The 23100-nt window shown below is 59.2% G+C and carries 11 protein-coding genes, 2 tRNA genes and 3 rRNA genes; 1 reads left to right on the top strand and 15 read right to left on the bottom strand.

Annotation, left to right across the window (positions count from 1 at the left end; all coding sequences use genetic code 11):
• Window positions 1-53 precede the first annotated feature (53 nt).
• The 9 genes from recD to GST84_22365 all read right to left on the bottom strand — a co-directional run bounded on the left by recD (window position 54) and on the right by GST84_22365 (window position 15492).
• The gene (gene recD / locus GST84_22325; GenBank protein XGB14930.1) at window positions 54-2129 is read right to left on the bottom strand and encodes an exodeoxyribonuclease V subunit alpha; all 2076 of its coding nucleotides are present in this window, start codon (window positions 2127-2129) and stop codon (window positions 54-56) included.
• Window positions 2126-5800 carry an exodeoxyribonuclease V subunit beta gene (recB, locus tag GST84_22330; GenBank protein XGB14931.1) on the bottom strand — a complete coding sequence of 1225 codons (3675 nt, stop codon included), beginning with the start codon at window positions 5798-5800 and terminating at the stop codon, window positions 2126-2128. Before recB ends, recD begins: the two co-directional genes overlap by 4 nt.
• A complete protein-coding gene (recC, locus tag GST84_22335; GenBank protein ID XGB14932.1) occupies window positions 5797-9279 on the bottom strand; it encodes an exodeoxyribonuclease V subunit gamma in 3483 nt (1160 codons plus the stop codon). Before recC ends, recB begins: the two co-directional genes overlap by 4 nt.
• A 183-nt stretch (window positions 9280-9462) precedes the next feature.
• Window positions 9463-9578: ribosomal RNA gene (gene rrf / locus GST84_22340) — 5S ribosomal RNA — on the bottom strand.
• Window positions 9579-9694: 116 nt separating this feature from the next.
• Window positions 9695-12608: ribosomal RNA gene (locus GST84_22345) — 23S ribosomal RNA — on the bottom strand.
• 227 nt (window positions 12609-12835) lie between these two features.
• Window positions 12836-12911, bottom strand: a tRNA-Ala gene (locus tag GST84_22350).
• A 96-nt stretch (window positions 12912-13007) separates the two neighbouring features.
• A tRNA-Ile gene (locus GST84_22355) sits at window positions 13008-13084 on the bottom strand.
• A gap of 86 nt (window positions 13085-13170) precedes the next feature.
• Window positions 13171-14708: ribosomal RNA gene (locus tag GST84_22360) — 16S ribosomal RNA — on the bottom strand.
• The 16S, 23S and 5S rRNA genes sit together here with 2 tRNA genes alongside, the layout of an rRNA operon.
• Window positions 14709-15198: 490 nt before the next feature.
• Entirely contained in the window at window positions 15199-15492 is a 294-nt protein-coding gene (locus tag GST84_22365) for a hypothetical protein (protein ID XGB14933.1), read from the bottom strand.
• Window positions 15493-15550: 58 nt separating this feature from the next.
• Here GST84_22365 and GST84_22370 point away from each other — a divergent pair, with 58 nt between their 5' ends.
• Window positions 15551-16747, top strand: a complete 1197-nt coding sequence (locus GST84_22370) for an IS256 family transposase (protein ID XGB14934.1) — start codon at window positions 15551-15553, stop codon at window positions 16745-16747.
• 333 nt (window positions 16748-17080) lie between these two features.
• Here GST84_22370 and msrQ read toward each other — a convergent pair whose 3' ends face one another.
• The 6 genes from msrQ to GST84_22400 form a co-directional block, all read right to left on the bottom strand.
• Window positions 17081-17692 (bottom strand): protein-methionine-sulfoxide reductase heme-binding subunit MsrQ, encoded by a 612-nt coding sequence (gene msrQ / locus GST84_22375; GenBank protein XGB14935.1) that lies wholly within the window; start codon window positions 17690-17692, stop codon window positions 17081-17083.
• The gene (gene msrP, locus GST84_22380; GenBank protein XGB14936.1) at window positions 17692-18705 is read right to left on the bottom strand and encodes a protein-methionine-sulfoxide reductase catalytic subunit MsrP; all 1014 of its coding nucleotides are present in this window, start codon (window positions 18703-18705) and stop codon (window positions 17692-17694) included. The genes msrQ and msrP overlap by 1 nt, the downstream gene beginning before the upstream one ends.
• Window positions 18706-18784: 79 nt before the next feature.
• On the bottom strand, window positions 18785-19636 hold the full coding sequence (gene pssA / locus GST84_22385; GenBank protein XGB14937.1) for a CDP-diacylglycerol--serine O-phosphatidyltransferase: 852 nt from the start codon (window positions 19634-19636) through the stop codon (window positions 18785-18787).
• A 150-nt stretch (window positions 19637-19786) separates the two neighbouring features.
• Window positions 19787-20803, bottom strand: a complete 1017-nt coding sequence (gene ilvC / locus GST84_22390) for a ketol-acid reductoisomerase (protein XGB14938.1) — start codon at window positions 20801-20803, stop codon at window positions 19787-19789.
• Between the two features lie 55 nt (window positions 20804-20858).
• Window positions 20859-21350, bottom strand: a complete 492-nt coding sequence (gene ilvN / locus GST84_22395) for an acetolactate synthase small subunit (protein ID XGB14939.1) — start codon at window positions 21348-21350, stop codon at window positions 20859-20861.
• A 1-nt stretch (window position 21351) separates the two neighbouring features.
• Window positions 21352-23076 carry an acetolactate synthase 3 large subunit gene (locus tag GST84_22400; protein XGB14940.1) on the bottom strand — a complete coding sequence of 575 codons (1725 nt, stop codon included), beginning with the start codon at window positions 23074-23076 and terminating at the stop codon, window positions 21352-21354.
• Between the last annotated feature and the right edge of the window lie 24 nt (window positions 23077-23100).

Raw genomic sequence — 23100 nt, forward strand, 5'->3', positions numbered from 1 at the left:
CATGGCCGCTTTATTGTATGAACATGCGGCCACGTGTAATGGGTTTCATGGCCCTAGACCTGTTCGAGCATCAACCCGGAAATACGCCGTACTTTGCGCGCCACCGCTTCTTCGAAGATGCCTTGGCGTGGCTCAACCAGGCTGAAGCAGTGCTTGGCCCGGGTGATGCCGGTGTACACCAGTTCCTTGGTCAGCACCGGGTTGAGCGCATCCGGCAGCACCAGGGCAGTGTGGCTGAACTCCGAGCCCTGGGACTTGTGCACGGTCATGGCGAATACCGTTTCCACTTCGTTGAGCCGGCTCGGCAGAACGAACCGCACACCACCATTGCCATCGTTGCGCGGGAAGGCCACACGCAGCAGCGGCTGGCCATGCTCATCCGGCAGGCGCAGGGCAATGCCGATGTCACCGTTCATCAGACCCAGGCCGTAGTCGTTGCGGGTCACCAGCACCGGGCGCCCTTCGTACCAAGGCTGCTGGCTGTCGATCAGACCGGCATTGTGCAGCACCCGCGCCACCCGCTCGTTGAGGCCTTCGACACCCCAGGCACCCCGGCGCACCGCGCACAGCAACTGGAAATCTTCGAAACTGCGCAAAACCTTGCTCGCCCATTGCTCCCAGGCGGGATCGTCAAAGGCGGTATCAAGTGCCGGCCGGTAACGGCCAAGGGTGCGCAGGTAGCTGCGGTAGCCTTGCGGGCCATCGGTCCCGCGGTTCAGGCCATCGAGTAGCAGGCGGTCGAAAGCACGATCCTGCTCGTGCTTGAGCGCCAGGCTGTGCACGTCGGCCGGCGCCGTGGCCAGCAGGTTGCGCGCCGCGTGAGCGTCCTGACGATTGACCAGTCTGGCCAACTGGCCGATACCGCTGCCTTCACCGAAACGCCTTGAGAACCGCAGCATCACCACTTGCTGCGCCAATGGGTGGCGCTGCTCATCGCCGGTCTTGAGGCCACTGCCGGCCAGCGACTCGCCACTGATCTGCTGAAGCCACGCTGCAGTCGCCGGCGAGTAAAAGCCCTCCTCAGCATCGCGGCACAGGTCACCCAGCACCGCGCCGGCCTCAACCGAAGCCAACTGGTCCTTGTCGCCCAGCAGCACCAGACGCGCCCGCGGCGGCAAGGCATCGAGCAGGTTGGCCATCATTTCCAGGTCGATCATCGACGCCTCGTCGACCACCAGCACATCCAACGGCAACGGGTTGCCAGCATGGTGGCGGAAGTGCCGCGAGCCCGGGCGGCTACCGAGCAGGCGATGCACGGTGCTGACTTCAGTAGGGATTTGCCCGCGTACTTCGGCGCTGACTTGCAGGCGCTCGACTTGCTGGCCAATGGATTCGGTCAGGCGCGCAGCGGCCTTGCCGGTCGGTGCAGCCAGACGGATGCGCAGTGGCCTGCCCTGCTCCACTGCCGGTGCCTGCAGCAACGCCAGCAGGCGCACCACGGTGGTCGTCTTGCCAGTACCGGGGCCGCCAGTGATGATGCTGAAACCGGCACGGGTGGCCAAGGCACAGGCGAGCTTCTGCCAGTCCACCTGGCCAGCTGGCGCGCCGCCCTCGAACAGTTGCGCCAGGCGCTCTGGCAGGTCTGCAGGCGGTGCTTCGGCCTGACTCAGGCGCTGGCGCAGGGCATGGTCGATGCGCCGTTCGTAACTCCAGTAACGGCGCAGGTAAAGGCGCTCGCCACTGCGTACCAGTGGCCGCGCTTGCTGGTCAGGCGTATCACCTGCGGCCACCAGCGGGCTAGCGATGATGCGCTGAAGCCAGGCATTCAAGTCAAGGTTGGCCAGCAGTTGCGATGGCAGTAGCAAGGGGCCGATCAGGGCATCACCTTCCGGCGGCAACGACAGTGCGAAATCTGGCTCGGCCAAGGTTTGTTGCAGGTCGAGGCAGACATGCCCGTGCCCAAGTTGGTGGCTGGCCAGCGCTGCCGCCAGCAATAGCAAGGGATCACTGCCGGGGGCGCGCTCTTCCAGGAACGAGACGAATGCGCGGTCCAGGGCTCGTAGCCAGCCCCGCTCAACCCAACGGTCGAGCAATTGCAGCAGGTCAGCGCTGTTGTGCTGCGGTGCCAGCGCCAGCAGGTGCTCTGCGTGCAACGGGGTGGGCAACAGGTCGACAAGGCTTCGGCTCATGGCGCAACTCCGGCAAACAGGTCCTGCTGTACCGGCGCGTGCTCGCCACGGAACAGCGCATCGAGGCTTTCGATCAGCTCACGCGGTGGCTTGGCGTGGTACACACCGTGGCCGCTGCTGCTGGCACCGCGCAGGAAGATGAACAGGGCGCCGCCAACATGGCGGTCATAATCGTAGTCCGCCAGCCGCGCGCGCAACTGGCGGTGCAGGGCCAGCAGGTACAGCACATACTGCAGGTCGTAGCGGTGCTCAAGAATCGCCTTTTCCATGGCCATGGCATCGTAGGCCTGGATGTCCGGACCCAACCAGTTGGACTTGTAGTCGGTCACGTAGTAACGCCCGTCCAGCTCGAACGCCAGGTCGATGAACCCTTTGAACATGCCGTTGAGCACTGTCGGCTGCGCAGCCGGGCGCGCCAGACCGGGGTGGGTGTGACGCGCCACCAGGCGATCGAGTTGTTCTGCGTCGACCCGGTGGCTGGCGAACCAGAACTCCATTTCGATCTGGTAATGACGCAGCTGGCCCAGGGTTACGCTCTGGTCGCCGCCCGGCAGCGGCAACGCCTCGCCCAGCAAACGTTGCATCCAGTGGCTCAGGGTGGGGATCCAGCCGGCCCAGTCACGGCGGTTGCAGCGCTGGCCAACGGTACGCTCGATCAGTTGAGGGTTGCCGCTGACCTCGCAGAAGCCCTCACGGCCCGCCCACTCCAGCAAACCATGGAGGAAGGTGCCGGGGTTAGGCCCCCGCGGGAAGCGATGGATATCGCCGCTGTCGGCCGGGACTTCACGCAACATCTGGGCATCGGCCACCTCGTCATCCAGCAGTTGCTGGGCCTGCGAGCTGTCGGCGCCGAGGGTCTGATCACCAACACGAAGGGCACTGTAGGAAGCGATCCACCAGTGCTCGGCAGCCGCACGGCGTGGCCTGCGTGCTGGCAGCAGTTCACGTTCGGCGTGTGGCATGCGATACATCTGCTCGTCCGCCTGTGGCAAGCCTGGGCAAGTGATGTGCGGGCAACCTGCCGCCAAAGCCTGCAACCAGTCCGTCAGTTGCGCCGAGCCAGCCAAGGCAAGGCCGCCCCCCAGCAGGTAGCCAAAAGCCGAGCGGTGCAGCTGCGAGCTCTTCTGATTACCGCGCTTGAGGTCGGCGACACCCAGCCAGCAAGCATGCTGGGCGCGAGTCAGGGCCACGTAGAGCAGGCGCAGGTCTTCGGCCAGGCGCTCGTCGTCAGCGCGCTCGATCTGCTCCTGGTCAGGTGTAAGGGTGACGTGGGCGTTACCTTCGCTGTCATGCCACGCCAGCGGCAGACGGCTACCATCCACCGGTTTGCTGGTGCAGATGAATGGCAGGTAGACCAAGGGATATTCCAGGCCCTTGGATTTGTGGATGGTCACCACCTTGACCAACTGTTCGTCGCTCTCCAGGCGCAGGATCTGCTCTTCACCGGCCTGCCCGGAACTGGCCAGGTGCTCGGCCAGGTGGCGGATAAGCGCCTGTTCGCCGTCCAGCTCGCCAGCAGCCTGCTGCAGCAGCTCGGCCAGGTGCAGCAGGTTGGTCAGCACCCGCTCGCCATCACTGCGGCGGATCAGCGTGCGCGGTAGCTGGAAGTCATGCAGCAGGTGGCGCAACATCGGCAACACCCCCTGGCGCTGCCAGGTGTCGCGGTAAAGACGAAAACGCATCACCCAGCTCTCCCAGACCCGCTCGTCCTGGTTAAGCCGGTCCAGCGCGGCCAGCGACAGGCCCAGTGTCAGGCTGGCCAGAGCAGCCTTGAGCAGGCGCTCCGAGTCAGGCTCGGCGCAGGCCTTGAGCCAGACCAGCAGGTCGTGGGCTTCCTGGGCGGCAAACACCGAGTCCTTGTCGGACAGGTACACACTGCGCACCTCGCGAGCGGCCAGTTCGGCGCGGACCATCTGCGCCTCATGGCCATCGCGCACCAGGATGGCGATGTCCGAGGGCAAGCAGGCGCGCAATTCGCCTTCGGCATTCTGGAAACCCGCCGTGCCCTGCTGGCCGCCATTGAGCAAGGCAACAATATGGCTGGCGCAACTGGCGGCCAGTTGCTGGCGGTAAACGCTGCTGGAGACTGGCTCTTCACTTTCCAGCTGCCAGCATTGCAGGGCTGCACTGACTTCACCGTCAATCAGCAGCTGTTCGCCACGCCCCTTGGCGCGCACCTCGATGAATGGCAGCGGGTTGTCATCGGCCTCGCGGAACAGGAATGCACCCCGCCCCGCTTCACGCGCCTCGGCCTGCAGGAACACCTGGTTGACCGCCGCCACCATGGCTTTGCTGGAACGGTAGTTGGTGTCCAGGCTGTGCAGGCGGCCGCTGGTGGCACGTCGCGCGGCGAGGTAGGTGTAGATGTCGGCACCCCGGAAGGCGTAGATCGCCTGCTTGGGGTCGCCGATCATGAACAGGCCGGTTTCTGCGCGATTTTCGCTGATCTGGTAAATGCGCTCGAAAATACCGTACTGAACCGGGTCGGTGTCCTGGAATTCGTCGATCAGCGCTACCGGGAACTGCTCACGGATCAGACTGGCCAGGCGCTCGCCGGCCTCGCTGGCGAGTGCGTGCTGCAAGCGCACGAGCATGTCGTCGAAGCCCATTTCTGCACGCCGGCGCTTCTCCACTTCGAAACGCGCCGATACCCAACTGGCCGCGTGCTCGAGCAGCGGGGCATCCGGGCTGTCCAGGGCCTGCAATTGTTGCTGCAAGTGCTGCATGGCGTTGAGGGCTGGGTGCTCGGGAGGTTCTCCCTTCCAGGCCTCGGCCATGCCCGCCGGGGTCAGCCGGGTAAAGCCGGTGCCCAAGTCGAGCTCTACCAGTTGCTCATCGCTGGCCCAAGCGCAGAGCTTGTCGAACCAGGGCTCGAAGTAACGGGCTTGCATCTTGCGGCCGTCGACCTGCTTGGCAGCCAGCGCATCGCGGCAGATTTGCCGCAGCTCCTCGGCCCACTGCGCCCATGGCGCCTTGATCCGCGCCAACTGCGCGCCACGTTGCTGCAGCGACGCTTGGATCAATGCGGCGGGCTCTGGCCCATCCTGCTGGACGCGCACACGGCCGAACAGCGGGCGAATGTGCGGCAGCAAGGCGTCGGGGCTCCCCCAGTTGCCGCGTACCCAGGTCAAAGCGTCACCTTGCATCCCATAGCAGAAGCGCCGCCAGTAATCGCGCATGACCTGGCCCAACAACTCACTGTGGTCGGTTTCCAAGGTCTGGGTGAACAGGCTGCCGCTGTCGAAGGCATGCTCGCGCAGCATGCGCTGGCACCAGCCATGGATGGTCGATACCGCAGCCTCGTCCATCCACTGCACGGCGATTTCCAACCGGCCGGCGCAGCGCGGCCAAGTCTCTTGCGGGTAATCGTCACGCAGTTGGTGCAACAGCGGATCAGCGCCTTCCAGCTCACCACGGAAGAACCGTGCGGCTTCAGCCAGGCGGGCGCGGATGCGCTCGCGCAGCTCTTTGGTGGCGGCGTCGGTGAAGGTCACCACGAGGATCTGCGGTGGCAGCAGCTCACGCTCGAAGCCCTGCTCGCCACCGTGCCCGAGGATCAGGCGCAGGTACAGCGCCGAAATGGTGAAAGTCTTGCCCGTGCCAGCGCTGGCCTCGATCAGCTGGCTACCGTGCAGGGGGAAACTCAGTGCCAGCGGACGGTCCTGGGTCATGCGCCTTTCTCCGGGTTGCCCAAGGTCTGCCAAGGGGCGGTGAACAACGGGCGGTACAAGGTCTCGCACCAGCCTTCAAACGTTTCGTCAGCGGTGAGTGCTGCAAAGTCCCGGAACTGGCGGGCCAAGGCAATGCTTTCACTCCGTTCGCCAAAGCTGGTGCGTTCGTCGCCTTCGTAGGCACGAGCTGCTGCGGCCATGGCTTTATCGGCATCGTCTTGGGCCAACCAGGCGAACGCGGTCTTGGCCGCGACTGGCAACGGCGCATTCATTGCCGCCTGACGGGCCACCAACAGGTCGCCCAGCAGTTGCGCGGCCAGTGCTTGCGGCAGCGGCGCAAGCAACAGGGTCAGGTCACTGGCTACCAATGCACTGTTATAGGGGTAGCCCGCTGCACAGGCCGCCAGGTGCGTAACCCAGGGCGCGATAAGGCGGTGCCACTTCAGGTTGTTGCGCCCGGCACTGATGGTGTTGGGTACTGTGGTGATGCTGAGCAGGCTCTGGTCTTCCGCCTGGAACACCCGGCCCAGCCAGCCTTCCAGACGGTGCTGACCGTGCTCGAAATGCACCGGCAAAGCGCCCTCGACCAGCTGTGGCCAGCGTTGCAGCAATTGCTGGTGACGTTGCAGCAGGTCCGGCAGCGGTTCGATCAACTCGTTTTGCAGCAGTTCGCCGAAACCGGCTAGTGGCAGTAAGCCGCAGGCCTGCAGGCGTCGGGCCTGGGCGCGCAAGGCCTGTTCGGCGTTGTCAGGTGCGGCCAAGGCGGCGCCAAGCAGGCTTTCACTGGCGCCGTAGCGTTGCAGGGTATCGAGGACGAAGGGCTCTTCGTCCGGGGTGGGCGCTTCCAGCGCCTCAAAGTACACCTTCAAGCGCTGGCTGAAGAAGTGCCGCACCGGGTGGCGCAAGAAATCATTCAGCTGGTGCAGACTCAGGGCTTCAGCGTCCTGATATGGCGGCAGGCCCGGCTCGCTCTGCTCGTCTGCCTCGCCCTGCTGGTGCAGCACCTGCCATTCATGGGCATAGCTGAACAGTGGGCTGCCCTTCTGGAAGTACCGAGGGCTGAATGGCTGCAGCGGGTGCTCCTGGGTCAGTGCGTGCAACAGTTGCTCGCCCGGTTTCGCGGGCTGCCCCTGCTGCGCGTCGGCCAAATGCCAGCCCGCAGCAATGTGATCGCGCAGCTGGCCGATCAGCACTGAGGCCGGGCGTTCGCTGTTGTCGCGGATACTGCGCCCCACCCAGCTGACATACAGTTGGTCACGTGCCGACAGTAGCGCTTCAAGCAGCAGGTAACGGTCGTCTTCGCGGCGTGAGCGGTCACCGGGGCGATAGTCGCTGGCCATCAGGTCGAAGTCCAGCGGTTGCTGCGCACGCGGGTAGTCGCCATCGTTCATGCCCAGCAGGCAGACCACCCTGAACGGGATGGCGCGCATGGGCATGAGTGTGCAGAAGTTGACCGAACCGGCGAGGAAACGTTGCGACAACTTGCCTTGATCGAGGCCCGACAGCCAGGCTTCACGCACCACGGTAAGCGGTAGCGGGTCGTGCAGGCCGACGGTCTCGCACACTTCAAGCCAGCTGTCGCGCAGATCCTGCAACTGCATCAACAGGAATTCATCACCTTCGTCCTCGGCGAGGAAGAACACGTTCAGCAAGGCATGCAGTCGCTCGCCCCACTGGCTGACGGTAGCAGGCTCGGACAAGGCCTGGCAGGCAACTTCGAGCGCATCAAGCAACGCGACCAGCGGGCCGATCAGTGCCGCGTCCAGGCCACCGATTTCATCGTAGGGTTCAATGCCATCACAGGCCTCACCCACCCCCACCGCATAACCCAACAACATGCGGCGCAGGCCGAAACGCCAACTGTTCTGTTCAAGCCCGGCGGGCAAGCCCAGGCTCGCCCGCTGCTCGGCGTCAAGGCCCCAACGGATGCCAGCGCCCTCGATCCAGCGGTGCAGCGTGGGCAGGTCGTTTTCACGGATGCCGAAGCGGGCGCGGACTGCCGGCACGTCCAGCAGGTCGAGCACTTCGCTGACCGCGAAGCGGCTGTCAGGCAGTTTGAGCAGGTGCTCCAGCGCGATCAGCAAAGGCTCGCGGCCACGCTGGCCCTGGTCTGTCAGGGTGAACGGGATGTATCGCGGGTCGTTGCGCTGCAACTGGCCGAAGACGGCACGGATATGTGGCGCGTAAGTGTCGATGTCCGGCAGCATGACGATCACGTCGCGCGGGCGCAAACTAGGGTCGGCGCTGAAGCGGGCCAACAGCTGGTCGTGGAGGATCTCCACTTCACGTTGCGGGCTGTGCGCGATATGGAAGCGGATCGAGCGGTCTTTTGTGGTGTCGACTGGCGGCCACAGTTCGCGGCTCTCGGCGAGCGGGCGCAACTCCAGAATGTCGTCCTGCAGTTCGTTGAGCAGCGTGGTGGGCGAACCGTCGCTGAACAGGTCGATGCGGCCGTCGCTGAACACGCCCTGGTAGCTGCCCGGGTCGTCATAGCTGTCGAGCAGGTTGATGTAGTCGCGGCCTTGTTTACCCCAGGCTGCCAGTAACGGATGAGCATGCTGGTGCAGCGTCTGGTCGTCCAGTTGCAAGGGCATGCCTTGCTTGCGTTGCTGGCGTTTGTACTGATGGCGCAACAGGTCCTTGTCGGCAACGATATCGGCCCAGTGATGACGGCATGGGTTGTGTACGCACAACAGAACCTGACTGAAACGCGACAGGCCTGCCAGCGCTTCCAGGGCCTGGGCCGGCAGCGAAGAGATACCGAACACGATCACCCTCGATGGCAGCCCTGCAGGCGCCTGCTCCAGGCTGTTGATGCGCTCGATGAAGCGTTGGTGTACTCCGGCGCGGCTCTGTGCCATGCCTTGCTCGCCAACATCCTCCAGCAATGCTCGCCACAGCTCGGCTTGCCAGCGGTTGCCTGGCGGCAGGACTTTGCGCTCGCCGCGGGCCGTGTTGATGACATGCTCGCCAGTGGCCCAGTCCTTGAGCCAATCGGCGCGGTAGACCTGGTACTGGTCGAACAGGTCGGCCAGGCGCTCGGCCAGCTGGTAGCGCTTGCGCAAGTCACTGTCGTCGGTGAGGAAGCGCCGCAGTGGCTCGAAATACGGCCGCTCGATGAGTGCTGGCAACAGGCGCATCAGGCGCCAGGTCAGTGGTGCCTTGTCGAGCAGAGACACTTCGGGAATTTCGCTACGGCCCAGCACGCTGCGATAGAGCTGCCACATAAAGCTACCGGGCAGTTGCACATCGATTGCAGCGGCGATGCCGCAGCCGCCCAGGTCATCCTCCAGCGGATCTTCAGCCAGGGCCAGCTTGAGCCATTGGGCGATACCGTTGCTTTGCACCAGGGCAATTTCGTTTTCCAGAGGCGCCAGCGGGTAGCGACGCATCCAGCTCACTACCAAGCTACGCAGGTCGTCGAGGCGGTTGCCGTGAACGATCATGAAGCCTGGATGGAGATGGGCGGTGTTGAGCATCGGAAGGTCTCTGGAGGCGCTGATGGCTGAGAGGGGAACGATATCACGCGTACATGAAACGGCCGAATGCCATCAGGCCGCGGGAGCGGGCGTGCTCGCAGGGCTTCGAGCAGGCACAGGCTTTTTTGCCCACAAAGACAAAACCCCTACCTGCATGTGCAGATAGGGGTTTTGCGAAATGAATCTTGACGATGACCTACTCTCACATGGGGAAACCCCACACTACCATCGGCGATGCATCGTTTCACTACTGAGTTCGGGATGGGATCAGGTGGTTCCAATGCTCTATGGTCGTCAAGAAATTCTGTAGCCAGAATGTCCAGATGGACAGCCCGGCGAATCCGGATATGTGATGTTTGTGGTCTTACGAATTTTCGGGTCTTTCGTCTTCACCACCACAATCTGCGTAGCAGATTGCTTGGGTGTTATATGGTCAAGCCTCACGGGCAATTAGTATTGGTTAGCTCAACGCCTCACAGCGCTTACACACCCAACCTATCAACGTCGTAGTCTTCGACGGCCCTTTAGGGGATTCAAGATCCCAGTGAGATCTCATCTTGAGGCAAGTTTCCCGCTTAGATGCTTTCAGCGGTTATCTCTTCCGAACATAGCTACCCGGCAATGCCACTGGCGTGACAACCGGAACACCAGAGGTTCGTCCACTCCGGTCCTCTCGTACTAGGAGCAGCCCCTCTCAAATCTCAAACGTCCACGGCAGATAGGGACCGAACTGTCTCACGACGTTCTAAACCCAGCTCGCGTACCACTTTAAATGGCGAACAGCCATACCCTTGGGACCGGCTTCAGCCCCAGGATGTGATGAGCCGACATCGAGGTGCCAAACACCGCCGTCGATATGAACTCTTGGGCGGTATCAGCCTGTTATCCCCGGAGTACCTTTTATCCGTTGAGCGATGGCCCTTCCATACAGAACCACCGGATCACTAAGACCTACTTTCGTACCTGCTCGACGTGTTTGTCTCGCAGTCAAGCGCGCTTTTGCCTTTATACTCTACGACCGATTTCCGACCGGTCTGAGCGCACCTTCGTACTCCTCCGTTACTCTTTGGGAGGAGACCGCCCCAGTCAAACTACCCACCATACACTGTCCTCGATCCGGATAACGGACCTGAGTTAGAACCTCAAAGTTGCCAGGGTGGTATTTCAAGGATGGCTCCATGAGAACTGGCGTCCCCACTTCAAAGCCTCCCACCTATCCTACACAAGCAAATTCAAAGTCCAGTGCAAAGCTATAGTAAAGGTTCACGGGGTCTTTCCGTCTAGCCGCGGATACACTGCATCTTCACAGCGATTTCAATTTCACTGAGTCTCGGGTGGAGACAGCGCCGCCATCGTTACGCCATTCGTGCAGGTCGGAACTTACCCGACAAGGAATTTCGCTACCTTAGGACCGTTATAGTTACGGCCGCCGTTTACCGGGGCTTCGATCAAGAGCTTCGCTTGCGCTAACCCCATCAATTAACCTTCCGGCACCGGGCAGGCGTCACACCCTATACGTCCACTTTCGTGTTTGCAGAGTGCTGTGTTTTTAATAAACAGTCGCAGCGGCCTGGTATCTTCGACCGGCATGAGCTTACGGAGCAAGTCCTTCACCCTCGCCGGCGCACCTTCTCCCGAAGTTACGGTGCCATTTTGCCTAGTTCCTTCACCCGAGTTCTCTCAAGCGCCTTGGTATTCTCTACCTAACCACCTGTGTCGGTTTGGGGTACGGTTCCCAGTTATCTGAAGCTTAGGAGCTTTTCTTGGAAGCATGGTATCAACCACTTCGTCGCCTAAAGGCAACTCGTCATCAGCTCTCGGCCTTGAAATCCCGGATTTGCCTAAGATTTCAGCCTACCACCTTAAACCTGGACAACCAACGCCAGGCTGGCCTAACCTTCTCCGTCCCTCCATCGCAATAACTGGAAGTACAGGAATATTAACCTGTTTTCCATCGACTACGCTTTTCAGCCTCGCCTTAGGGACCGACTAACCCTGCGTCGATTAACGTTGCGCAGGAAACCTTGGTCTTTCGGCGTGCGAGTTTTTCACTCGCATTGTCGTTACTCATGTCAGCATTCGCACTTCTGATACCTCCAGCAAGCTTCTCAACTCACCTTCACAGGCTTACAGAACGCTCCTCTACCGCATCATCATAAGATGATACCCGTAGCTTCGGTGCATGGTTTGAGCCCCGTTACATCTTCCGCGCAGGCCGACTCGACTAGTGAGCTATTACGCTTTCTTTAAAGGGTGGCTGCTTCTAAGCCAACCTCCTAGCTGTCTAAGCCTTCCCACATCGTTTCCCACTTAACCATGACTTTGGGACCTTAGCTGACGGTCTGGGTTGTTTCCCTTTTCACGACGGACGTTAGCACCCGCCGTGTGTCTCCCATGCTCGGCACTTGTAGGTATTCGGAGTTTGCATCGGTTTGGTAAGTCGGGATGACCCCCTAGCCGAAACAGTGCTCTACCCCCTACAGTGATACATGAGGCGCTACCTAAATAGCTTTCGAGGAGAACCAGCTATCTCCGAGCTTGATTAGCCTTTCACTCCGATCCACAGGTCATCCGCTAACTTTTCAACGGTAGTCGGTTCGGTCCTCCAGTCAGTGTTACCTAACCTTCAACCTGCCCATGGATAGATCGCCCGGTTTCGGGTCTATACCCAGCGACTAAACGCCCTATTAAGACTCGCTTTCGCTACGCCTCCCCTATTCGGTTAAGCTCGCCACTGAATATAAGTCGCTGACCCATTATACAAAAGGTACGCAGTCACCTAACAAAGTAGGCTCCCACTGCTTGTACGCATACGGTTTCAGGTTCTATTTCACTCCCCTCTCCGGGGTTCTTTTCGCCTTTCCCTCACGGTACTGGTTCACTATCGGTCAGTCAGTAGTATTTAGCCTTGGAGGATGGTCCCCCCATATTCAGACAAAGTTTCTCGTGCTCCGTCCTACTCGATTTCATTGATAAGAGATTTTCGTGTACGGGGCTATCACCCACTATGGCCGCACTTTCCAGAGCGTTCCACTAATCTCAAACCAACTTAAGGGCTGGTCCCCGTTCGCTCGCCACTACTAAGGGAATCTCGGTTGATTTCTTTTCCTCAGGGTACTTAGATGTTTCAGTTCCCCTGGTTCGCCTCTTGCACCTATGTATTCAGTACAAGATACTCAGCTTATGCTGAGTGGGTTCCCCCATTCAGAGATCTCTGGATCACAGTCTGTTTGCCGACTCCCCAAAGCTTATCGCAGGCTACCACGTCTTTCATCGCCTCTGACTGCCAAGGCATCCACCGTATGCGCTTCTTCACTTGACCATATAACCCCAAGCAATCTGGTTATACTGTGAAGACGACATTCGCCGAAAATTCGTACGTTACTCTTTCGAGCAGAACTCACAAATTTTACCTTAGCCTGATCCACCAGCAGTGAAACTGGTGTTCAGTCTATATCTATCACATATCCGAATTTTTAAAGAACGATCTGACAAAAGTCAGAAATCAACATTCGATACGAATGCTCATTTCTGAGTTTGATCAAGGTACAGCAAGTGGTGGAGCCAAGCGGGATCGAACCGCTGACCTCCTGCGTGCAAGGCAGGCGCTCTCCCAGCTGAGCTATGGCCCCGCATATTGGTAGGCCTGGGCAGATTTGAACTGCAGAAGAGCCGTCCTCACCACTCTTTATCCAGAGGCATGGGGTGCTCAACATTCCAACCAAAATTGGTAGGTCTGGGCAGATTTGAACTGCCGACCTCACCCTTATCAGGGGTGCGCTCTAACCAACTGAGCTACAGACCTAAGGGTAAAACTTTGGGTCTTGATCGTCTTTATACAATGAATCAAGCAATTCGTGTGGGAGCTCATCAGCAGGCTGATGTCGTCGATTAAGGAGGTGATCCAGCCGCAGGTTCCCCTACGGCTACCTTGTTACGACTTCACCCCAGTCATGAATCACACCGTGGTAACCGTCCTCCCGAAGGTTAGACTAGCTACTTCTGGTGCAACCCACTCCCATGGTGTGACGGGCGGTGTGTACAAGGCCCGGGAACGTATTCACCGCGACATTCTGATTCGCGATTACTAGCGATTCCGACTTCACGCAGTCGAGTTGCAGACTGCGATCCGGACTACGATCGGTTTTGTGAGATTAGCTCCACCTCGCGGCTTGGCAACCCTCTGTACCGACCATTGTAGCACGTGTGTAGCCCAGGCCGTAAGGGCCATGATGACTTGACGTCATCCCCACCTTCCTCCGGTTTGTCACCGGCAGTCTCCTTAGAGTGCCCACCATTACGTGCTGGTAACTAAGGACAAGGGTTGCGCTCGTTACGGGACTTAACCCAACATCTCACGACACGAGCTGACGACAGCCATGCAGCACCTGTGTCAGAGTTCCCGAAGGCACCAATCCATCTCTGGAAAGTTCTCTGCATGTCAAGGCCTGGTAAGGTTCTTCGCGTTGCTTCGAATTAAACCACATGCTCCACCGCTTGTGCGGGCCCCCGTCAATTCATTTGAGTTTTAACCTTGCGGCCGTACTCCCCAGGCGGTCAACTTAATGCGTTAGCTGCGCCACTAAAATCTCAAGGATTCCAACGGCTAGTTGACATCGTTTACGGCGTGGACTACCAGGGTATCTAATCCTGTTTGCTCCCCACGCTTTCGCACCTCAGTGTCAGTATCAGTCCAGGTGGTCGCCTTCGCCACTGGTGTTCCTTCCTATATCTACGCATTTCACCGCTACACAGGAAATTCCACCACCCTCTACCGTACTCTAGCTTGCCAGTTTTGGATGCAGTTCCCAGGTTGAGCCCGGGGCTTTCACATCCAACTTAACAAACCACCTACGCGCGCTTTACGCCCAGTAATTCCGATTAACGCTTGCACCCTCTGTATTACCGCGGCTGCTGGCACAGAGTTAGCCGGTGCTTATTCTGTCGGTAACGTCAAAACAGCAAGGTATTAACTTACTGCCCTTCCTCCCAACTTAAAGTGCTTTACAATCCGAAGACCTTCTTCACACACGCGGCATGGCTGGATCAGGCTTTCGCCCATTGTCCAATATTCCCCACTGCTGCCTCCCGTAGGAGTCTGGACCGTGTCTCAGTTCCAGTGTGACTGATCATCCTCTCAGACCAGTTACGGATCGTCGCCTTGGTGAGCCATTACCCCACCAACTAGCTAATCCGACCTAGGCTCATCTGATAGCGCAAGGCCCGAAGGTCCCCTGCTTTCTCCCGTAGGACGTATGCGGTATTAGCGTTCCTTTCGAAACGTTGTCCCCCACTACCAGGCAGATTCCTAGGCATTACTCACCCGTCCGCCGCTGAATCAAGGAGCAAGCTCCCGTCATCCGCTCGACTTGCATGTGTTAGGCCTGCCGCCAGCGTTCAATCTGAGCCATGATCAAACTCTTCAGTTCAATACTGCTTGGGTTTTTAAGAAACCCTAAACTTGGCTCAGCAATCTCAAATGACTATGTGATTTCTCGCATGGCCACTTGTGATGCTGATAATCTTTTTGACTATCAGTCCATACTCACAAGCACCCACACGAATTGCTTGATTCGATTTGTTAAAGAGCGTTTGGTTAAGAGCTTTTCGTCTCAACCGAGGCGCGCATTCTACGCTTTCCTCAGAACCTGTCAAGCGTTTATTTTGAAGTTTTTTGCGAGAAACTCGTTTAGCTTCAAACACTTGGCTCGCTGCGATCTCTCGTAGCGGGAGGCGAATCATACAGCACTTAGAAGCACTGTCAACCACCTTTTCAACCGCTTTCGATCATTCGATCGTACCCCCTCCAGCTTTCGCCTTAACTACTTAACTCGTTGAATATCAAGGAGTTTTTCGTTCCGATGTCGCTGGAAGTGGGGCGCATTATAAGGGGATTCGAAAGCGCGTCAACCTTTAATTTCATTTATTTGAAATACTCCAGGCGAAGACCGTATCAAGGCCACCAGGTGCTCGCCGCAACACATTCAGCGCCTGTGAGATCGAGCGCCGCCCGCGCGGCGCATCGCGAGCTGCGCTCGCTCCTACGTTTGTTTCGGGCCAATTATGCCTGTGGGATTTGCGCGCGAACGCCTTGGCGCATGGCGCGATATCGCGTCGTACAAACAAGCGCATCGCGAGCTGCGCGATCGTGTCCCGGGAAGTGGTGTAACTGAACCAGCCGAAGGCGCCCTGCGGGCGAAAGAGGATGGTCATCGTGGTTCTTGGCTAACGTTGAGTTTGCGAAGACCAAACACTCACCAGAGAAACCACGATGACCAAGCCCACTATCGCATTGACCGAGTTGGTTGAGAAAGGGGCAGACGCTGATCTGCTCAAGCAAATGATCCAGTTCGTTGCCCAGCGCATGATGGAGTTCGACGTCGAAGGCCTGTGCGGCGCGGGCTTCGATGTCAAAAGCCCAGACCGGACAAATAGCCGTAATGGCTACCGCGATCGTCTTTGGCAAACCCGCGCAGGCGACGTCGACCTTAAGATTCCCAAGCTGCGCCAAGGCAGCTATTTCCCTGGTTTCCTTGAACCTCGACGCACCGCTGAGAAAGCCATGGCGGCAGTCATCCAGGAGGCCTACATCCAAGGCGTTTCAACACGCTCAGTGGACGAGCTGGTCAAAGCCATGGGCATGACCGGCATCTCCAAAAGCCAGGTCTCACGGCTAGCTGGTGAGATCGATGAGCGCGTTCACGCCTTCCTTGACCGCCCGCTTGAGGGCGACTGGCCCTATCTCTGGATCGATGCCACCTACGTCAAAGTGCGGGAGGCCGGACGCATCGTCTCGGTCGCCGTAATAATCGCCGTGGCCGTGAACACCGACGGTGGCCGCGAAGTCCTGGGCATGCGGGTTGGGCCGTCAGAGGCTGAGCCGTTCTGGACAGACTTCCTGCGCAGCCTCACGCGACGTGGCTTGCGGGGCGTGAAACTGGTCATCTCCGACGCCCACGAAGGGCTCAAGGCGGCTGTTTCCAAGGTCTTCAACGCGACCTGGCAGCGCTGCCGTGTGCATTTCATGCGTAATGCCATGGCCCACGTCGGCAAAGGTCAGCGCACCATGGTGGCGGCCCTACTGCGCACAGTCTTCGCCCAGGACAGCCGTGCCGAATGCCATCAGCAATGGCGTTTGGTCGCTGATCAGCTACGCGAAAAATACCCCAAGATCGCGACACTCATGGACGGCTGCGAGGATGAAGTGCTGGCTCACATGGCGTTTCCAAAAGCGCACCGACAGCAATTACACAGCACCAATCCACTGGAGCGGCTTAACGCGGAGATCAAACGCCGCACCGACGTCGTAGGCATCTTTCCCAACGATCCTGCAATCACACGGCTGGTAGGCGCGATGCTGCTGGAGCAGAACGACGAGTGGTGCCTGCAACGGCGTTACATGCAGTTGGAGGCCTTTGAGGCAGTCAGCGATAATCCACAGGCCAAGCTGTCGGCCGTGATCAACTAAACGGCGAACTCAGCGGCCAGAACCATGATGAGTTACACCACTTCCCGGGACACGATCAGCTGCGCTCGCTCCTACGTTTGTTTCGGGCCAATTATTTCTGGGGGATTTGCGCGCGAGCGCCTTGGCGCATGGCGCGATATCGCGTCGTACAAACAAGGCGGTCGCGCGCGTCTATCACAGGCGTGACTGGCCCGAAACAAACGTAGGAGCGAGCGCAGCTCGCGATGCGCCGCGCGGGCGGCGCTCGATCTCACAGACACCAGAGAAACAAAGGCGGGCCCCCTCCACAGCCATTGCTATCTCAAGACAGGCCCGTGGCAGCCCCACCCCCTCTCAAACCGCCCTACCCTGCCTCCTGGCAACCCTGGGAAGAGCCCGCGCAACAGCAGGTATCCGCAACACCATCAACACAGCCCCAATAAACGCATAGATCGACCATTCCCGAAGGTCGGAACGCACGATCCAGAGGAAATGCAGCAAGCCCAACCCAAGCACCGCATACACCAACCTATGCAGCTTCTTCCACCGCGCCCCCAGCCGCCGTTGGCTGTACCGGTTAGAGGTAACCGCCAACGCCAGCAAACCCAGGAAGCCCAGCGCCCCCACAATAATGTAGGGCCGCTTGCTGAGTTCCACCGCCAACTGCCCCCAATCCAGCCCAAGAATGAAAAACAGGTAAGCCAGTATGTGCAGCACTATATAAGCGAACACCCACAACCCCAGCTGCCGGCGAACCACGATCCAGCCAGACCAGCCCGTCAACTTCTGCAGAGGGGTCATGCTCAAGGTCACCAGCAAGAAGGTAAGCGCCCCGAGCCCAAGGCGGTCCATCATGATCTTCCCGGGGTCAGGCCCCAGCAGGTTCATCGCTGCTTCATATAGCCACCACATCGGAAACAGGCAGCCTACGACGAAGATGGCCAAACGAAACCAGGGGTAACGCATCAGTAGTTCTTCCGCAGATCGAGCCCGGCATAGAGCGACGCCACTTCATCAGCATAGCCATTGAACATCTGGGTCTCCCGCACGTTGGGACTGAACAGTCCGCTGGGCAAGCGACGTTCGCGCGCCTGACTCCAGCGCGGGTGGTCGACTGTAGGGTTCACATTGGCATAGAAGCCATATTCATCCGGCGCCAGCCCTTCCCAGGTAGTACCGGGCTGCTCCGCTACCAGGCTGATGCGCACAATCGACTTGATGCTCTTGAAGCCATACTTCCAAGGCACCACCAGACGCAACGGCGCGCCGTTCTGGTTGGGCAGCTCCCGGCCGTACATACCCACCGCGAGAATTGCCAACGGGTGCATCGCCTCATCCAGGCGCAACCCTTCTCTATAAGGCCAGTCGATCAAGGCGAATCCTGAGCGCTGCCCGGGCATATGCTGCGGATCGTTCAGCGTTTCGAAACGCACATAACGCGCCTTGGAAGTAGGCTCGACCTGCTTGAGCACCTGAGCCAAAGGGAACCCCAGCCACGGAATGACCATCGACCACGCCTCAACACAGCGCAGCCGATAGATCCGCTCCTCAAGCTGATAGGGTTTGACGAAGTCCTCCAGTGCATAGCGTCCGGGTTTGCCAACCTCACCATCCACCACAACAGACCACGGTTCGGTCTTCAGGCTGTCGGCATTGGCCGCCGGGTCGCCCTTGTCGGGCCCGAACTCGTAGAAGTTGTTGTAGTGAGTGGCATCCTTGAATGGCGTGATCGCCTCGTCCTTCACCGTCACCGCTTGCCAGTGCGTGGCCGCGAGCTTTTCAGTGAACCAGGCTGGTGCGACCCCAGCCTGCACATCAGCATAACGGGACACTTGCGCCGCGCCCACCCCGCCCGGTAATGCGCCTAGCGCCAAGCCAGCCAATGAGCCGCCCAGCAGGGTACGACGGGAAAGGTAAATGCCTTCGGGGGTGATCTCCGACGCCTTGCACTCGGAAGACCTGGGAAGCTTGATAAGCATGAACGGCTCCATAGCACTGAGTAACGGATGTACCAGTAAGACTATGGAGCCGTGAGGTTATTCCAGCGTTAAGTGATTTTCACACTTTGCGACGGCGTGCCTTCAGCAGGAACTGGATCGGCCCCGATGCTGCATAGGCAAGGAAGATCAACAGAAGGATACGCGGAGGGTCGCTGAACACGACGGCAAACACCAGCACCACCGCCAGGATCGCCACGAACGGCACGCGCCCCTTGAGGTCCAGCTCCTTGAAGCTGTTGTACTTGATGTTGCTGACCATCAGCATGCCAGCAGCAGCCACCAACAGCGCCACCAGGAACGACAGCTTGGAGCCCTGAATGCCATAGTCGCTGAACGCCCATACGGTGCCCGCCACCACACCGGCGGCAGCCGGGCTGGCCAGACCGATGAAGTAGCGCTTGTCGGCGGTACCGACCTGGGTATTGAAACGCGCCAGGCGCAACGCGGCACCGGCCACATAGATGAATGCAACCATCCAGCCGACCTTGCCCATGTCACCCAGCGCCCAGCCGAAGGCCAGCAAAGCCGGGGCCACGCCGAAGGCGACCATATCCGATAGCGAGTCATACTCGGCACCGAAGGCACTCTGGGTGTTGGTCATGCGCGCAACGCGGCCGTCCAGACCGTCGAGCACCATGGCCACGAAAATGGCGATAGCGGCAAAAGCGAAGTACTTGCTCGCCTCGCGCGGGTCGCCGGCACTCAGGGCGCTCTGTGCGCTCATCGAGCTGATGATGGAATAGAAACCGGCAAACAGGTTGGCGGTGGTAAACAGGTTGGGCAGCAGGTAGATGCCGCGGTGGCGCACCTTACGGCCTTCGGCGTCATGCCCTTCTTCAACGTGCTCATCGACAGGTAGCAGGCTTTCGGCGTCGGAGGGCTTGTTCGGCTCTTCGGGACGTTCGCTCATGGAGGGTACCTTGCAACAGGATGGAAAATGTTCGACACGGGCCCGCGAAACAGGTTCTGACAGCGAGCCACTGGTCTGCTTTATACCAGAAGCGGGATGCCAGAACGAAAAAACGCGGCCAAAGCCGCGTTTTTCATCTTTCGATAAGACTTAGTTCTTGGTCTTGTCGACGATTTTGTTAGCCGAGATCCACGGCATCATCGAGCGCAGCTGCTCACCGATGATTTCGATGCCGTGAGCGGCGTTGTTGCGACGCTTGGCGGTCATCGATGGGTAGTTGGTAGCACCTTCGGAGATGAACATCTTCGCGTACTCGCCGTCCTGGATGCGCTTCAGAGCATTGCGCATGGCCTTGCGGGATTCTTCGTTGATGACTTCCGGACCAGTCACGTACTCACCGTATTCGGCGTTGTTGGAGATCGAGTAGTTCATGTTGGCGATGCCGCCTTCGTACATGAGGTCTACGATCAACTTCAGCTCGTGCAGGCACTCGAAGTAGGCCATTTCCGGCGCGTAGCCAGCTTCGACCAGGGTTTCGAAACCGGCTTTGACCAGTTCGACAGTACCGCCACACAGAACAGCCTGCTCACCGAACAGGTCGGTTTCGGTTTCGTCCTTGAAGGTGGTTTCGATGATGCCGGTGCGGCCACCACCCACGCCCGAAGCGTAGGACAGCGCGACATTCTTGGCGTTGCCGGAAGCGTCCTGGTAGATAGCGATCAGGTCAGGGATGCCGCCGCCTTTGACGAACTCGGAACGAACGGTGTGGCCCGGGGCTTTCGGCGCGATCATGATCACGTCGAGGTCGGCACGCGGAACAACCTGGTTGTAGTGGATCGAGAAACCGTGCGAGAAGGCCAGGGTAGCGCCCTTCTTGATGTTCGGCTCGATTTCGTTCTTGTACAGAGTGCCCTGGAATTCGTCCGGGGTCAGGATCATGACCAGGTCAGCCGCAGCGACAGCGGTAGCAACATCAGCAACTTTCAGGCCGTGAGCTTCAGCCTTGGCAACGGTAGCCGAACCTTTACGCAGACCGACGGTAACGTCTACACCGGAATCTTTCAGGTTGCACGCCTGAGCGTGGCCCTGGGAGCCGTAACCGATGATGGCGACTTTCTTACCCTGGATGATGGAAAGGTCGCAGTCTTTATCGTAGAAAACTTTCATGAAAATACCCCTGGTTATATCTCGGCCCCTGCGGAGCCATCGCTAATTTTTAAATTTAGATGCTGAGCACTTTGTCGCCACGGGCAATGCCGGTAACGCCGCTGCGCACGGTTTCCAGAATCGATGCAGTGCCGATCGCCTGGATGAAGCTGTCCAGTTTGTCGCTGGTACCGCTCAGCTGCACGGTGTACACGCTGGCGGTCACGTCGACGATCTGGCCGCGGAAGATATCCGTGGTGCGCTTGATCTCGGCGCGCTGGGCACCGGTGGCCTTGACCTTGACCAGCATCAGTTCACGCTCGATGTGAGCGCTTTCCGACAGGTCGACAAGCTTGACCACTTCGACCAGCTTGTTCAGGTTCTTGGTGATCTGTTCGATCACTTCGTCATGGCCAACGGTGGTCAGCGTCAGACGCGACAGGGTCGGGTCTTCGGTCGGCGCTACAGTCAGGCTTTCAATGTTGTAGTTGCGCTGGGAGAACAGGCCGACCACACGGGACAACGCACCTGGTTCGTTTTCCAGCAGCAGGGAAATGATGTGCCGCATATCAGGTACGCTCCGTCTTGCTCAGCCACATGTCACGCATCGAGCCATCCTTGATCTGCATCGGATAGACGTGCTCACTGCGGTCAACCGCGATGTCGATGAACACCAGACGGTCCTTCATCGCAAACGCTTCTTCCAGCTTCGGCTTGAGGTCTTTCAGGCTGGTAATGCGGATACCCACATGGCCATAGGCCTCGGCCAGCTTGATGAAGTCAGGCAGCGACTCGACGTATGAGTGCGAATGGCGACCGTTGTAGGCCATGTCCTGCCATTGGCGGACCATGCCCAACACACCGTTGTTCAGGTTGACGATCTTCACCGGCAGGCCGTATTGCATGCAGGTGGACAGCTCCTGGATGTTCATCTGGATACTGCCTTCGCCGGTCACACAGGCCACGTCCTGATCCGGGAAGTTGAGCTTGATGCCCATCGCCGCCGGGAAGCCGAAGCCCATGGTGCCCAGGCCACCGGAGTTGATCCAGCGGTTTGGCTTGTTGAAGCGGTAGTACTGCGCGGCAAACATCTGGTGCTGGCCTACGTCGGAAGTGACGAAGGCATCGCCATTGGTCACTTCGCACAGTGTCTCGATGACTTTTTGCGGTTTGATGACGTTGCCATCGCCCTTGTCGTAAGGGAACAACTCGCCATTGCCACGCCATTCGTCAATCTGCTTCCACCAGGCATCCAGCGCCGCCTTGTCAGGCTGCTCGCCGATTTCCTTGAGGATGCCGAGCATTTCGCTGAGCACGCTGTCGACCGGGCCGACGATCGGCACGTCGGCCTTGATCATCTTCGAGATCGACGCCGGGTCGATGTCGATGTGGATGATCTTGGCATTCGGGCAGAACTTGGCCGGGCCGTTTACAACGCGGTCGTCGAAACGCGCACCGACGGCAAAGATGACGTCGGCATTGTGCATGGCCATGTTGGCGGTGTAGCTGCCATGCATGCCAAGCATGCCGAGGAACTGGCGGTCGGTACCCGGGAAGCCACCCAGCCCCATCAGGGTATTGGTGACCGGCAGGTTCAGCGACTTGGCGATTTCAGTCAGGGCTTCGGAGCCACCGCCGAGGATCACACCGCCACCGGAGTAGACAACCGGGCGCTTGGCAGCCAGAAGCATCTCGGCAGCCTTGCGGATCTGCCCGGAGTGACCGCGGACCGCCGGGCTGTAGGAGCGCAGTTTGACCTTTTTCGGGTAGACGTATTCAAACTTTTCAGCCGGGTTGGTCATATCTTTTGGAATGTCGACCACGACTGGACCTGGGCGACCGGATTGCGCCAGGTAAAAAGCTTTTTTCAGAATTTCAGGGATCTCGGTCGGGTTCTTGATCATGAAGCTGTGCTTCACGATCGGCCGCGAGATACCGATCATGTCGGTTTCCTGGAAGGCATCGGTGCCCACCATGGTGCTAGGCACCTGGCCGGACAGGATAACCATCGGAATCGAGTCCATGTAGGCGGTGGCAATGCCGGTAATGGCATTGGTCGCGCCAGGACCGGAGGTTACCAGTACCACACCGGCCTTGCCGGTGGCACGAGCGTAGCCGTCCGCCATATGGGTTGCCGCCTGCTCGTGACGAACCAGGATGTGTTCCACTTCCGGTTCTTTGAACAGTGCGTCGTAAACATGCAGGAGAGCACCACCAGGGTACCCGTAGATGTGCTTAACGCCTTCGTCACGCAAGAAGCGGACGACCATCTCAGCGCCAGATAAAAGCTCCACGTTGTTCACCTCTAAAACGCCAGA

The organism is Pseudomonas putida, from assembly GCA_041879295.1.
GTDB classification, from domain to species: domain Bacteria; phylum Pseudomonadota; class Gammaproteobacteria; order Pseudomonadales; family Pseudomonadaceae; genus Aquipseudomonas; species Aquipseudomonas putida_Y.